The organism is Nitrospiraceae bacterium, assembly GCA_035623075.1.
GTDB lineage: Bacteria > Nitrospirota > Nitrospiria > Nitrospirales > Nitrospiraceae > DASPUC01.
Genome location: DASPUC010000034.1, coordinates 33,004 through 47,348 on the forward strand (window position 1 = coordinate 33,004; position 14,345 = coordinate 47,348).

Genomic DNA, 14,345 nt, shown 5'->3' on the forward strand with positions numbered 1-14,345 from the left:
AAGAAAATGCCGACCCGCGTCTGCGCAACGAGATAAGGCGTGCGCGAGACGGAAAACACCTCAGCTATAGTGATTGAAACGCGAGCGAGTGGCTATGGAGTAAAAATTGGGACCAGTCCGCATAGAGGTTTAAATCCGTCAGCTGTTCTGGTCGCTGGCTAACTTGCGACAGAGTTGTCGTGCGCGCTCCTCTGCGAGGCTCACCGAATCGACAACGAACGTCACATGGCCCATCTTTCGTCGAGATCGCATGATCCGCTTTCCGTACAGATGAAGAAATGTTCCGGGCGTGTTGAGCAGAGCTCCACAGCTCGGGTCATGTATCGTCGTTGCATCGGTTCCAAGGAGATTCACCATCGCGGCAGCTTTCAGGAGACGAGCTTCTCCAAGCGGGAGGCTGCAGAGCGCGCGTACTTGTTGCTCAAACTGAGACACGCTGCACGCATCGAGGGTATAATGCCCCGAGTTGTGGGGTCGAGGAGCAATTTCGTTGATCAGCAATTCTCCGGTGGATAGATAAAACAGTTCAAGACAGAAGACGCCGACACCCTGAAGCGCCTCCACAACCTCCCGCGCGAGCTTTGCAGCACGTGCGGCAATCTCCGCGGGGACGCGAGCGGGCACGAGCGTCGTCCGTAGAATACCGACCTCATGTTCGTTCTCGGCCAGGGGATAGATTCGGGTCTGTCCGTCCATCCCGCGGACGACGAGAATCGAGAGTTCTCGGTCAAACGTTACGAGCCGTTCAACAATCCACCTGATTCCGGGACGAACCGACTCGGACAAGACTCGTTCGAGTTGCTCAACGTCAGACTCACCGGTGATTCGCCACTGACCCTTTCCATCGTAGCCCGCCGTCGCCGTTTTCACGAGCGCAGGATGCCCGACCTTTCCCACGACAGCCGAAAGCTGGTCCGGCTTCAACAAGGGAAGAAACGGCACGACGGGAAATCCCCGGGCGGCTAAAAACCCTTTCTGTTCGAGACGATCTTGAATGGTGTGAAGAATGGCGCTCGACGGCCGAACCGGCTTGCTTACTTCCAGCGTCCTGCACAGACTGACCGGAACGTTTTCCCACTCATAGGTCACGGCGCTGACCAAGGCGAGGAACTCACCGAGCGTGGGTTGGTCGGAAAAGGGAACGGGGAAGGATCGCTGGGCAAGCCGGTGAGCTGGCGCATCTGGATCAGGATCCCAGACCGCCACCTGATAACCCATTCGCTGGGCAGCCGTCGTGAACATGGCGCCCAACTGTCCGCCGCCCAGGACGCCAAGCACGTTCCCGGGCTCAATAACCGCGAATGTCACGACCGGCGACTCGGATGACGGGACGTGGTGCCCCCGGCCACCATGCCTTTGGCTTCAGCAGAATGGAGAACCCCCTCGGTCTGCTTTTTTCGAAACGCTTTTACGCGTGTTTCAATTTCAGGATACCGACCGGCAAGAATCTGAGCCGCGAGCAGCCCTGCATTCTCTGCGCCCCCGATCGCCACCGTTGCCACTGGTATCCCGCGTGGCATCTGGACGATGGAAAGCAACGAATCGAGTCCACGGAGATTTTCTGTCGGAATCGGGATACCGATGACGGGAAGGTGTGTTTTTGCGGCGAGCATGCCGGGGAGATGGGCCGCACCGCCAGCTCCGGCGATTATCACTTCGATACCTCGTGCCGGGGCTTGTTCGGCATAGGCAAACAGGCGGTCCGGGGTCCGATGCGCCGAGACCACCATCAGTTCACTGGCAATCCCAAGTTCTGTGAGGACCGCAACTGCCTTTTCGAGGATTGGGAAATCGGACTTGCTTCCTCCAAGGATTCCGACCAGCGGGCGGGCTCCTTTTTGTCCTTGTTGCCGAGATCGGCTGCCACCACCGGCAAGGGCCATACGAGAAAATCCTCTGGTTCCTCCGAGATCTACAACTATCGCAGGGGCTTCACCATAACGATATTCCCATTGACGGTCAAGATCATGCTAGACCTCTCAAACAGCGCGTTCTTGCTCAAGAATTGACCCATTGAGCTGCTTTCCTCTATGATAAACGGGCGACTGACTCGCTCGTTCCTTCCTTCATCTGAAGAGGACGTGGTGGCACGCCTGACCGAAGGCCTCAGAAACAAAGTCCGGTCTCTCGTCAAACAGGACACCGGCCTCGACCAGATCGCCATCGACGACCTCGCGACTTCCAACAAACTCCAAGCCTGGGAAGCGGTTGATATCCCTGAACGCTTGCGCTTTTCCTCACGGCTCGCCATCAAGTTGGTCCTCCTTTTTATATTGATCATCGCCTTTGTTCCCTGGACCCAGACGATCACGGTGACAGGCCAACTGTCTGCTTACACCCCGTTCGAACGACCCCAGGACATCGAAGCGCAAATTACCGGACGGATAAAGAAGTGGCACATCTTCGAGGGCGTGCGGGTCAAGCAAGGCGATCTGATTCTGGAGATGGACGATTACGACCCCGACTTCATGTCCCCCGACTTGCTCTCGTTACTCGAGCAGCGGCGGAAGGCTCTGGCTGATACTCGGAAGGCCGCCTTAGGTCGCGCCGAGCAACTCGACAAACGCATCAGCGAGATGCAGAACCTCGTAAAGGCCGCAGTGCCTTCGGCACAGGCTCGCGTCGTCGAGGCAGAAAACAGGGTTCGCGAAGCCAACCAGAAGGTAGAAGCGGCGAAAATTGCGGTCACGACGGCAGAGTTGAACGTAGATCGCCACAAACAACTGGCTGAACAGGGGTTGGTTTCTCAGCGTGAACTCGAGTTGACGATCCAAGCGGCCATTGCGACTAAAGCAGACTTGACCGGAGCGCAGGCCAGTCTCAAAGCGGCGGAACAGAGCATGAAGGCGTTGAGTTTCGGTCGAGAGCAGGTCAGCGCCGAAGTGCTGCAACGTTTGCTCGATGCGGAAGCTGCCCGCGACGCGTCGGTGGCTGAGGCGGCCAAGGCCGCCGATCAGTTGGCGGATGTGTCGTTACGGCTCTCCAACGCAGAGCAACGCCGTCTGGCCAGCCGCGTCTTGGCTCCGATCGACGGCACCGTCGTCCGCATGGCGCAGGCAGGCGCTGGAGAAACAGTCCGACAAGGAGATAAGATCGTTCGTATTTCACCGGCCAGCACCGATAAGGCCATTGAAATGATGGCCGACGGGTTGGACGCGCCATTGCTCAACGTTGGCCGAAAAGTCCGCATTCTCTTCTACGGGATTCCCGCCATTCCCCTTCCTGCATGGCCTGAGATTATGGCCGGTACCTTCGGAGGCGTGATCAAAGTCATCGACCAAGTTGACGACGGGAAGGGCAACTTCCGATTCTGGGTGGTCCCTGATCCGGACGATCGCCCGTGGCCTCCACAGGAGCACATTCGCCAAGGCACGAAGGCCATGGGATGGGTCATTCTGAATCGTGTCCCTCTCTGGTATGAGCTGTGGCGACGGTTCAATCTCTTTCCGCCTGATTATCAAGAACGGCCGCCGAGCTTAATCGACACCCTCCTGCCGAAAGCAGGACGGGGTGCGAAGTAAGCACGACCCGGCATCCGTCCTTTCATTTCTCATTTCCATCGTCGCCCGACAGTCATCGTGCTTGTGCCGACCATAAGCTCGGACAGCATCGGCTTAGTCGCATCATGAAAGGAGCGCACACTATGAATCTCTTTCAATGGTTTTCAGTCGTCGTGCTTGCAGGGACTCTTGGCCTCTGCCCCGTGTTGACATCTGCCGGGGAGACTACGAAATCAAAAGATCTCCCACCGATCCCGCTTAGCCTGGATGAGGTCCAAGCCTGGATCGATCGGTCCCACCCTCTTCTGAAGGGAGCGGGGACCGAGAAGGTCATGGCGCGGGGGAAAATGCTCAAGGCGTTGGGCGCCTTTGAGCCAACCGTGGTCAACGACACGGAGGTCGAACGATTTATCTCGAGCTCGAACCCCAACGCAGGCACGCAGACGGTCGGCTTTAACGACACACTGGTCGAAGCCCGTCATCCGTGGGGATTTAAGTACAGTGCCGGCGTCCGCGAAGTGATCAATGGTCCGGCCAAGATTCCAGACTTGTCGTTCAACAATAGCAACAATCAGGTGCTGCTCGGTGGATCATTCCCCCTCTTGAAAGGCCTCTTGATGAACCCGGAGAACGCCGAACTACAGCGGTCCGAGTTGGCCGATCCACGCGCTGATGTGCGAGTCGCTCAGACCAGGCAGGATCTGTTTCTGGCGGCGGCGATACAATTCTGGGACTGGGTCGCGAGCGTAAAACTTGCGGAAGTCCAGCGTAAGGCGCTGGGCGTCGCGGAGGAGCGCTACAGGCAAGTCGAGGGCCGAGCCAAGGCCGGCGCCGTGGCTCCGCTCGACGTTGTGGAAGCCAACCAAGAAGTCCAGCGACGAAGAGAAATAGCGATCGCCGCCCAACGAGGTGTCGAACAAGAACAGCTCAAGCTGTCGATGTTTCTGTGGGAGCGCAATGCTCCAGTGACGCCCCCCATAGAGCGAGCCCCTGAATTTCCCTCGCAAATGTTGATTCCCTCTCCGGACACGATTCAGGCTCATAAACTCCAGGCAAAGGCCGATCGTCCAGAAATCAAAGAGATCGATATTGAAGCCAAGCTCAACAATATTGATTTGGCGCTGGCGAAAAACAACCTCCTTCCCAGCCTTGATGCCGAGGCGGCACCCGCACGCGCCCCCGAGAAATTTGTCCTAGGTCTTGGGTACCGGTTTGGAGTCGAACTCAGAATTCCCATTCTGCAACGAAAGAGCCGTGGCGAAGTATTAGAAGCGCAAGGGAAGGCCGACCGGTTCGTTCTGGTGCAAAAATTCCGTGAACAACAGGTCGTGATCGACGTCGACAACGCTCTATCGGCGATCGAACGGGCCAAAGAACGGGTGGCGGCTGCAACCGATTCATTACGATTGGCTAAGACACTGGAGGAAGGTGAGCGGTTCCGTTTCAGCCTGGGCGCCACCAGTGTCTTGTTCGTAAACCTGCGAGAACGCAATTCCGTTGACTCTGAAAATCAAGTCATCCGAGCGAAAGCCGACTATCAGAAAGCCCAAGCTCTGTATCAATGGGCCATTGGCGCGTGGGCGAGGAACCTGCCGTCGGCCATCCCGGTCAGCTACCGCGCGCGCGACTGAGATGGAAGAAGTGGCTTTTTCCGCTGTGTTTTGATAGCGTTAGAGCGATCCCGCTCCTGGGGAAGCGGTCCGGCTTCTCCGTTCTGAAGCCGAGGACAACCGCGCAGGCCCGCAGAAGGCCGGCGCAAACAAAAAGGCGAACTTCCGTGCAGCGTCACGCGGGCAACCAGCCGAATCTCTTTCAGTCGGTCCTCGGCTACCTCGGCGTCCTTCTGCGCTTGGAACGGCGAGTTCTCACCCTCGTGGTGTCTTATTCGCTTGCCATCGGTTTGTTCTCCCTCATCGTCCCGTTGACCGTCCAGGAACTTGTCAACACCTTCGCCTTTGCTATTCAGCCCATCACGATCGTGACCCTTGCCGGTGTCATGGTGGCCGCTCTTTTATTCGTCGGAGCCTTCCGTACGTTGCAGTACTACGCAGTCGAAGTGTTGGAGCGGCGATTCTTTGCCCGCGTCGCGATCGGCATGGCGAAACACTTACCGCACATGCAGTTTTTGGGGTTCAAGCCCCGCTATGCCAACTATTTCATGGAAACCGTGTTCATGCAGCGGGCTCTTTCGGTACTCCTGGTCGATCTCATCAACGTGATCGTCGGTGGCGCCGTCGGGATGACGATCTTGGTGTTCTATCATCCCTATTTCCTCCTCTATAACGCTCTACTCCTAGCCGGTTTCAACGTCGTTTTCTTGCTGTCGCGCGGAGGACTCAGAGCCACCATCGACATGTCGCACGCCAAGTACGACACGCTGCATTGGATGCAGGAAATCTCTTACAACCTGCTTCATTTTAAGGCGACCGACAGTCAAGCCCTGCTGATGCAAAAGACCGACGACTTGGTAAACAAGTACGTCGAAACCCGTCGCACGAGATTCGGAATCCTGGTTCGCCAATATTTGGGATCGGTCGGCTGGCAAGCGTTCGCCCATAGCGGACTCATTGCGACCGCCGGATGGCTCTTGTCGATCGGTCAATTGACCTTGGGACAATTGGTCGCGGCCGAGGTTGTTGTCAGCGGACTCCTGGCAAGCTTCGACGAGGTCGTCAAGCGGATGGGGCACATCTACTACTTTCTCACCGGATTAACCGAACTCGATTTTCTCTTGTCGCTCCCGAAGGATCAAGAGTCGGCTAGGCTCTCTGTGCCACTTCCGGACCCGACGATTCACGGTATTCGCGTGACTTGCAAAGATCTGACAGTGGAACATCCCGACATGCCGCCGATCTTCCAGAACTTCGATCTCGAAGTAACCCCAGGAGAAAAAATCGGGATCTATGCGAGCACCACGGCGGCGAAGACAGGGCTCGCACGGGTTCTGGCAGGCTTGGAAAACCCAACCAGTGGTGTCATCCGGTACAACGGCGTTGATCTCCGCCATCTTGATCTCAATTCGATCAATCGGTGCCGGGGGTTCATGATCGACTCCCAACTCTCCTTGTTCGAGGGCACGATTGAGGATAATATCGTGTTGGGACGCTCCTATGTCCCCTACAATGATGTGCGGTGGGCCTTACACATCACCGAGCTTGAGGAGGACGTCGACGCGCTTCCCCAGGGGTTGAAGACTCATATTCGGGCTCCTGGTAGGATCCTCGCTCCGACGCATATCATGCGCATCCTCTTGTCACGGGCCATCCTGGCGCGGCCACAGATTCTCATTTTCGACGGAATCCTGCACAACCTGCATCCTGCCATGCGCGAAACGATTCTGCGTCGGCTCTGTTCCAAGGACGAACCCTGGTCCGTTATCTTCGTGTCGAACGATCCGAATTTGACGCCTCACGTTGATCGCCGATTGATCCTCGAGTGAGCGGAGGTTGCACGTGGGCCTGTCTTCATACATTCGATCGTATCGGCCAAGCGGTGCACGGATCGTCATCAGCCTGCTAATCGCCGCTCTGGGCTGGCTCAGCGGTCAAGCCCTCAGTCAAGTCGATCAAGATATGCGGATCATGTATACGGAGTATACGCTGGGTGCGGCAGACTTGGCCCACATTTCGGCTGACGTGATCCGCTATCGCAACACCATCATCCGCGCCTTAGAGGCGGATAACAAGAAGGACTTCGAGCGGATTACGGAATCCCTGCCTGTCCAGCGTGCGAAAATTCAGCATGCCGTCGACCGCTATGCAGCAGCAGGATTGCGCGTGTCCCGAAGCGGACGAAGCGAGCCCGAAGATATTGAAGCGGTACGCAGGAGTTTGGATCAGTACTTCTCCGTTGCCAGCAGGACCATTGATCTTCTGACGCAAGTATGGAATGCCCCGTTGCAACCGGATCGCGAGGCACTGCGGCGTAAAGCCGAAGAACACGCCTCTGACAATGGCGGTCCAAAAATGATTCAAGTCAGCTTGGCATTGGACCGACTGCTTGATACCGTAGCCGATGTCGCCAAAGATATGCGGGACGAAGGGACCAAGACGATTCAAAAGACGAGCGTTCTGGTCATCGGAGGAAGCTTCTTCATCGCCATGTTGAATCTCTTCCTTGCTGTGCCGCGGAGGCGGGATCGTGATCGAGATGATACGGAGGTCCACCCCATGATCGAACCTCGGGATGTTCAGGTATCACTCCCTATTGGCAACGACCGGCCCAATCCCGTCTTGCGAACGGAATGAGTGATATCCCGACATATGACGGTTTGGCGTTACGTCGCGACTGCATCACGTCCGACCTCCTCTAAGAGCTTCGTTCGTTCCTCATCGGTCAGGTTTCTCCAGCTGTTGGGAGCCAATCCCGTAATTTTTATATGCATGATCCGGATACGGTGGAGTGTCAGCACGCGATAGCCGAGAGCGCGGCACATGCGTCGGATCTGTCGATTCCGACCCTCTGTGAGAATGATACGAAACCGAGCGGGACCCAGACGTTCAACCTGACAAGGCTTCGTTGGACGACCTAAGATCACGACGCCCCGGACCATCCGATCAAGGAATGCCTGATCGAATGGACGGTCCACTGACACCAGGTATTCGCGCTCATGACCAAACTCCGTTCGCAGTATCTTGTTGACGATATCGCCATCGTTCGTCAGGAGAATGAGCCCAGACGAGTCCTTGTCAAGACGGCCAATCGGAAAAATTCTCTCCTGATGGCCAATCACAGCGATGATGTTGCGGGGGACGTGAGATTCGCTCGTCGTCGTTACCCCGACCGGTTTGTGGTACTTGATGTAGATCGCCTTGTTCCCCCACGGAATGACCTGCCCATCGCGAGCAATGACATCGCCAACGGCAATTTGGTCGCCCAGTTTCGCAGGACGGCCATTAATAGTGACGCGTCCGCACTCGATGAGCCGGTCGGCTTCGCGACGAGAACAGATCCCGTGTTCAGTAAAGAATTTATTAATGCGGAGTGTTTCAGCCACAGGGAGGACAAGCCTGTTCAGTGGACTCGGCGGCCCGCTCGAATTCTCCCTAAGATCCGATAGATCAGCCTGGCGATAGAAAACTGCGGCGCAACGAACCCTTCAATCGGGGCGATTTCACTGACGTCCATGCCGAGAATACCAGGGCCATTTGCCAAGGCAGTCATGAAGTTCAGCGTATCGTACCAGCCTAGGCCACCAGGTTCCGGAGTTCCCAGCGCCGGCACGAGCGAGGCGTCAAGTCCATCGCAATCAAACGTGAGATATACCGGTCCCCGACAAGCTTTGACGACGTCAGGAATCCATTTGGTCGCTCGTCCTTCGTACGGTCCCGATGGATCGAGCAGGTTCGCGGCAAAGAATGTCGAGATGCGATCGGTGCTCCTGATGCGTTCGATTTCTTCCGGGCAGATCGAACGAATGCCGACCTGCACCAGTGGTAAACCTTCGTCGACGACACGAGCCATCACACTGGCATGACTATAGGGGTTGCCTTGATACGCCTTCCTCAAGTCTCCGTGGGCGTCGATTTGCACCACACAGAGGTTGGGATACCGACGAGCATGTGCGCGGATAGCACCGAGCGCGCCGGTATGTTCTCCGGTGAGAGTGACGAGAAACCGCCCGGCGCCGACATGCGGACGTACGAAGGCTTCAATGGCATCGACCGCAGGGCCGTCAATCTTTCCGTCAAGCTCCAACGTCGCCGCCGTCGCGATCCCGCCCCATTCACGATAGGGTTCACATTGAAGCTGTTCATCGTAAAACTCAACTTGGTGAGACGCTTCGATGATGGCTGATGGCCCTTGATCGGACCCGAGGATATAACTCGAGGTATGTTCGTACGGCGCCGGGAGCACATAGACACCGGCCCGATCGGGATGGCACCAGGGCTCTTCAAGACCTAAAAAATTGTGACGTGCACCGAGCCAGCCGGCAGGAAGGGTCATGGTCTGCTCTGTTGTGACCGCGACAGGACGCTAAGGGTGCAACGATCTCGATTGTATAACCAGTCGTTGAACCCCGTGCGACTAGCGACGACGAACCTTTTTGGGAAGATTTTCAAGAGGAATAAAGACCGCCAAGGCAACCACGGTGGTCCAACGATTAGGCTTCCCGATCGCGGATTGGGTAATGTTCAACGTACGGACGATTTTGCCGCCCATCTTGAAGACCTGTTCTCGCTCTTTCCAGGCGATGTTGGAATCGAATTCGATCCCCAACGTGGTCGCGAGCATTTGTGCAGCCAAATCCTCCGTATACTCCCCCGACTCTTCGTCGGTCTCTCCATAAGCGTGGTGCTCCGACAGATAGCCGTATGTGTGACGGTCTGTGGGAATCGCGAGGCCGATAGAAGCCGAAATCAATCGATTACGCTCGTTCGTCTCCGAGCGAGCCATGACACAATGTGTGATCTCGCCGGGGTTCAAGAGTTTTTCGCCTCGTTTGCGGGGGATGATCTTGCAGTTCGGAGGGAGGATCGAGGACACGCTGACGAGGTTACAGTAGGCCACTCCGGCGCTACGCAACGCTTGCTCGAACGAGGCGAGCTTTTCGCGATGCACGCCCACGCCTCTACTCAGAAACATATGCGTCGGTACCATAGTCCTCTTCTCCCTCTATACAGATTCACAGCGTGGGCGCTCGTTCCTCACCCAGAGCTTAAGCACAGGGTCGCTGTTGTACCAAGAATGGCGCCGCTTCGCAATATCCCCGCTCGTTTTTTTCGATTAGGCTGTACCAGGCGACTTCAGATTCAGCACGAGTAGGCGAGGCTCGGTCATTTCCTCGATCGCTGCCCTGACCCCCTCTCGTCCACTCCCGGAATCCTTCACGCCACCGTAGGGCATATGATCTGCGCGGAAGGTCGGAATTTCATTGGCCAGCACCGCTCCGACCTCCAGATGCCGAAAGGCATGAAACACTTTATTGATATCCTGCGTGAAAACACCGGCCTGCAGCCCGTAGTCGGAATCATTCAACGCCGCGATCGCTTCGTCAAACTGTCGGTAAGACGTGAGCGTCACGACGGGACCGAAGACTTCCTGACAAGACACATTCATCGTCGGCGTGACATTAGAGAGCACCGTCGCTTCGACGACCGAGCCCATCCGCTTGCCGCCCAAAAGAACGCGAGCACCTTGCGAGACCGCCTCTCCGATCCAGCCTTCCACTCGAGCGGCTGTGGATGGGTTGATCAGGGGGCCGACGACTGTGCCCTCATCGTTGGGATCACCGGCCTTCAGACGCGCAACCTGGAGCAGCAGCTTTGTCGTAAAGAGGTCCGCGACAGAATGGTGTACGAAGATTCGCTGGACGGAAATGCAGGTTTGGCCGGCATAGCCGAACCCCCCGGTTGCACAACGTTGTGCGGCAAGGTCCAAATCTGCATCCGCTTCGACGATGACGCCGGCATTTCCTCCCAGCTCCAAGACGACCTTCTTCTTTCCGCATTTTGCCTTCAACATCCACCCCACAGCAGCGCTGCCGGTAAAGCTTAACAGCCTGAAGCGAGGATCGATTACCAAGAGTTCAGCGATGGCGTTGTCGCACGGCACGACATTCAATCCGCCACGGGGTACACCTGCTTCCAAGGCAACTTCACCGAGCAGAAGCGCGGTCAAGGGTGTTTGCGGTGCAGGTTTGATCAGAATCGGATTTCCAGCCGCGAGTGCCGGTGCCACTTTATGCGCCACGAGATTGAGGGGGAAGTTGAACGGAGTAATTCCGAGCACCGGTCCGATCGGAAATCGTCGGAGGATGCCAAGATGGCCATCGGTGCCGGGGGTCCAATCGAGCGGAATCACGTCGCCGGGAATACGCTTCGCCTCTTCCGCCGCAACGGTGAATGTTTGAATGGCACGGTTGACTTCCCGTCTGGCGTCCGTAACCGGTTTCCCCGCCTCGGCGATCATCAGACGGGCAAATTCTTCCCGCCGATCGTACAGTGCCCCGGCGATCTTTTGGAGGAGATGATAGCGAGCGTGAGAAGGAAGCGACGCCATGACCGACGTCGCATCGACGGTTGACTGAATCGCAGCCTCGGCATCCGCCCGGGTTGCTTGCGATACCTCGGCAATCACCTGACCCGTGAACGGATTATTCACACGGACGACACTGTCGCCTTGTCGCCAGTGGCCGCCGATTAAGATTGGACGTGGTCCCTGCAACGGAGACGCTCCGCCAAGCACCAAGAGTTAGTCCGCGGACTCAAGTGAAGACGCGGGAGTCGGTTCGGGAGTGGGAACCGCTGCTCGCTGCTCCTCGGAAGCAGCTCTCGCGATCAACTCTTCTGTTCCCCAATCACGAATCGCCTCGAGCGAAAAAGCCTCGTACGTCGAAACTCCGTGACATGTGGGACAATCCGGCATGGGGACCTTGCGATAGAAAACTTCGCCCAGGCAGGACATGCAGACCCAAAATGCAGCCTCCCCCTCTCCTTGGGGAACGGACCAGAACAATTGTGATGCTGACATAATAAAGGTTCCTACGTGATTGGGATCGTGTAATGTCTCGCCGTCGAATGGTCAGACGATCCGCTGACTGCCAGGCGGCGCTTCCTAGGAACGCGGTGCACTGCGCAACAAACGCTCGATCTCCTCCGCAAAGTCGTCAAACGGGAATGCCCCGGGGATAGCCACTGCCGGTTCCTGTTCCGTGGCTCCTCCGACCGTATGCATCAAAATAAACCCGGGAGTCCCATGAAACCCCCAGCGGTTGGCCTCCTGACGGTCTTGGAATATGGACTCCAGGTACCGCCGTTCATCAACACACTGAGCAAAAACTACTTGATCGAGGCCGATGGACTTCGCGTAGCCCCGAAAGGCCGCTGAGTCCAAGCGCCCCCCTTCGCCAAACAATCGGTCATGCATGGCCCAATAGCGACCCTGTGCCCCGGCACACCGGGCCGCCACAGCCGCTTCGACTCCCACCCCTCGATCTGCTCGAGGGTAATCGCGGTATACGAACCGCAGCTTGCCGGTTTCGACGTACTTGGCCTGCAGTTTCGGCCAGGTGTCGCGGAAAAATTTCAGGCAATAGCCGCAGGTAAAGTCTGAATACTCGATCAAAGTGACTGGGGCATCGACGCGGCCCCGAATACGTCCATCGTCCGTGATCTCACCGATTCCAGCGGTGGCGAGTGGAATAACCACCACACTTATCAGAAACAACGTCAGGCCGATGATTCGTGTAAAACCAGCCAACATCATGTACGCTTGGGCTGTTTGGCCTTCTTCCTCTCCAGCAACCCGACCATCAATAACGGCCACACGACAGTCGCGTCGCTCAACACTTCAGCAAAACGGCCGCCTTCCTCAGGAGGGACAAATTTCCCCCACGAAATGCCTTCTTGATACGTACACCCACTCAACCCACCCCAATAGTCCGGCTCCGGACAGATTCGCACGCCATATTGAAACCGAGGCGGTTTCACATTCAGCCCCAGCCGCATGTTGGCGATTTCGATGTAGGGGCCGACTTGTTGTGCCCAATTGCGTGGGACGCCTCCACCAATCGTAAAAATGCCCAGTCGTTTGGTGGATGTCACGACATTGGTATAGCTATTGAGATCGAGGTAGGGGTTGAAAGAAGGACAAGACCGGTTGATGAAACGGAGCACCTCAAGATCATTGGTGCCTTTCCCCTGCGATCGCGCCCGATCGATTTCACGACTCATCGCCCACGTGCCGACATCCAGGCCCATTTCTGAATCAGTGAATGCGGGGATATACACCGGAATCTTCTTAAGGTACGCGCTCTTGAGGATCCCATCACCTTCAAAATCCTCGGCCAGCGTCTTCCCCAGTTCGCGTGTCAGGATTTCGGAGGACAGCGGCTGCTCGTGGTTGATCCGCTTCAGTGTCTGCGCAACAATGTGCTCGACGTAGTTCAGATTAGCTTCCATCTCCAGTGTGTCGTAGACACGATTGTAACCCTTCCTGAACAGTTCTTCGTCACTCATCGACGGGCGATGGCGATAGTGTGTTTTCCCGATGGATTCGCTGAGCCCATGTGCGATCAACGCGCCCGTCGAAACAATACCCTGGACCATGCCGTGGTCGATCATGGTGCTGACGATTTTGCCCATTTTGGCGATCGTCATCGCACCGGACAGCGTCAGGATCACCGAACAATCTGGATCATCGATCATCGACCACAGCACTTCGAAGGCTTCGCCCAATCGGCGGCCGCCAAAAGCTGTTTTGCGCATGGCGGTTAGGAGATCTTCGAAGGATCGGATCTTTTCCGGATCAAGCGGCTCAAGCGGTTCAAGCCCGTCTTTCGCACCGTCGTGGAACTCACGTGCAGCCATTGAAGACTCTACCTAGATCAGCACTGAACAAATTAATGGGAGCGCCTTCGTTATACACAACCAACGATAGAGGCGTCAACGAAGTTTGGGCGTGGAAGAAGCCAGCAGCATGCATGACCACGGTCCAAATAAATAGGACACTCCGGGGGCGTTTGTCCGCCGAAACAATCGCAGTAGAGCGAGAGCAAGTTGGCGGTGCATACGAAAGGCGATATTGATGTAGGGGGACGCCAGAGAGTCTATCTGCCCGGGGTATGTTGCACGATTAGCCAACAAAGAGCAGGCAGCACACCCAAGGAGGGTTCGAACAGAAGACAGTCACATTGTGGCATTTTGCGGATCGCCCAATGGAGCAGAGAGGCTTCCGTTCGGCTAGCTCGGTGTGGTGGTCCCAACGGGATTCGAACCCGTGTTTGGGCCTTGAGAGGGCGAAAATAGCGATTTCCACAAGGGCTTGATCTAAAACCTGGTTTCCCCATTTCGCTTGTTGACCAAGTAGTTACCTCGTTTACAGCGATTCTATTGGTCCCTGTTT

13 protein-coding genes are annotated in these 14,345 nt (G+C 56.5%); 4 read left to right on the forward strand and 9 right to left on the reverse strand.

The genetic code is table 11. From position 1 onward, the window contains the following. Positions 1-138: 138 nt before the first annotated feature. Together VEI50_11615 and purE are read right to left on the reverse strand one after the other, a co-directional pair. Positions 139-1,308: a 5-(carboxyamino)imidazole ribonucleotide synthase gene (locus VEI50_11615; protein ID HXX75770.1), complete on the reverse strand. Its 1,170-nt coding sequence runs from the start codon at positions 1,306-1,308 to the stop codon at positions 139-141. Then, complete coding sequence (gene purE, locus VEI50_11620) at positions 1,305-1,883, reverse strand: 5-(carboxyamino)imidazole ribonucleotide mutase (GenBank protein ID HXX75771.1); 579 nt, start codon at positions 1,881-1,883, stop codon at positions 1,305-1,307. The genes VEI50_11615 and purE overlap by 4 nt, the downstream gene beginning before the upstream one ends. A 201-nt stretch (positions 1,884-2,084) precedes the next feature. On the opposite strand from purE, the gene VEI50_11625 reads away from it, so the two are divergent. The 4 genes from VEI50_11625 to VEI50_11640 all read left to right on the forward strand — a co-directional run bounded on the left by VEI50_11625 (position 2,085) and on the right by VEI50_11640 (position 7,747). Further along, positions 2,085-3,521: an HlyD family efflux transporter periplasmic adaptor subunit gene (locus tag VEI50_11625; protein ID HXX75772.1), complete on the forward strand. Its 1,437-nt coding sequence runs from the start codon at positions 2,085-2,087 to the stop codon at positions 3,519-3,521. A gap of 122 nt (positions 3,522-3,643) precedes the next feature. Next, entirely contained in the window at positions 3,644-5,131 is a 1,488-nt protein-coding gene (locus VEI50_11630) for a TolC family protein (protein HXX75773.1), read from the forward strand. Positions 5,132-5,277: 146 nt separating this feature from the next. Continuing rightward, on the forward strand, positions 5,278-6,939 hold the full coding sequence (locus VEI50_11635; protein HXX75774.1) for an ATP-binding cassette domain-containing protein: 1,662 nt from the start codon (positions 5,278-5,280) through the stop codon (positions 6,937-6,939). 13 nt (positions 6,940-6,952) lie between these two features. Continuing rightward, complete coding sequence (locus VEI50_11640; GenBank protein HXX75775.1) at positions 6,953-7,747, forward strand: MCP four helix bundle domain-containing protein; 795 nt, start codon at positions 6,953-6,955, stop codon at positions 7,745-7,747. A 29-nt stretch (positions 7,748-7,776) separates the two neighbouring features. On the opposite strand, the gene VEI50_11645 is transcribed toward VEI50_11640, so the two are convergent. The 7 genes from VEI50_11645 to VEI50_11675 all read right to left on the reverse strand — a co-directional run bounded on the left by VEI50_11645 (position 7,777) and on the right by VEI50_11675 (position 13,810). After that, entirely contained in the window at positions 7,777-8,496 is a 720-nt protein-coding gene (locus VEI50_11645; GenBank protein ID HXX75776.1) for a pseudouridine synthase, read from the reverse strand. Between the two features lie 17 nt (positions 8,497-8,513). Continuing rightward, on the reverse strand, positions 8,514-9,446 hold the full coding sequence (gene speB / locus VEI50_11650) for an agmatinase (GenBank protein ID HXX75777.1): 933 nt from the start codon (positions 9,444-9,446) through the stop codon (positions 8,514-8,516). A gap of 81 nt (positions 9,447-9,527) precedes the next feature. Further along, the gene (locus VEI50_11655; protein ID HXX75778.1) at positions 9,528-10,100 is read right to left on the reverse strand and encodes an arginine decarboxylase, pyruvoyl-dependent; all 573 of its coding nucleotides are present in this window, start codon (positions 10,098-10,100) and stop codon (positions 9,528-9,530) included. Positions 10,101-10,226: 126 nt separating this feature from the next. After that, positions 10,227-11,666 (reverse strand): aldehyde dehydrogenase family protein, encoded by a 1,440-nt coding sequence (locus tag VEI50_11660; protein ID HXX75779.1) that lies wholly within the window; start codon positions 11,664-11,666, stop codon positions 10,227-10,229. 27 nt (positions 11,667-11,693) lie between these two features. Beyond that, positions 11,694-11,972 (reverse strand): hypothetical protein, encoded by a 279-nt coding sequence (locus VEI50_11665; protein HXX75780.1) that lies wholly within the window; start codon positions 11,970-11,972, stop codon positions 11,694-11,696. 84 nt (positions 11,973-12,056) lie between these two features. After that, entirely contained in the window at positions 12,057-12,707 is a 651-nt protein-coding gene (locus VEI50_11670) for a thioredoxin domain-containing protein (GenBank protein ID HXX75781.1), read from the reverse strand. After that, entirely contained in the window at positions 12,704-13,810 is a 1,107-nt protein-coding gene (locus tag VEI50_11675; protein HXX75782.1) for a deoxyhypusine synthase family protein, read from the reverse strand. Before VEI50_11675 ends, VEI50_11670 begins: the two co-directional genes overlap by 4 nt. Between the last annotated feature and the right edge of the window lie 535 nt (positions 13,811-14,345).

Coding starts and splice junctions, on each gene's coding strand:
- purE (HXX75771.1), bottom strand. CDS start 1,883: ATGGCCCTTGCCGGTGGTGGCAGCCGATCTCGGCAACAAGGACAAAAA.
- VEI50_11630 (HXX75773.1), top strand. CDS start 3,644: ATGAATCTCTTTCAATGGTTTTCAGTCGTCGTGCTTGCAGGGACTCTT.
- speB (HXX75777.1), bottom strand. CDS start 9,446: ATGACCCTTCCTGCCGGCTGGCTCGGTGCACGTCACAATTTTTTAGGT.
- VEI50_11655 (HXX75778.1), bottom strand. CDS start 10,100: ATGGTACCGACGCATATGTTTCTGAGTAGAGGCGTGGGCGTGCATCGC.
- VEI50_11665 (HXX75780.1), bottom strand. CDS start 11,972: ATGTCAGCATCACAATTGTTCTGGTCCGTTCCCCAAGGAGAGGGGGAG.
- VEI50_11670 (HXX75781.1), bottom strand. CDS start 12,707: ATGATGTTGGCTGGTTTTACACGAATCATCGGCCTGACGTTGTTTCTG.
- VEI50_11675 (HXX75782.1), bottom strand. CDS start 13,810: ATGGCTGCACGTGAGTTCCACGACGGTGCGAAAGACGGGCTTGAACCG.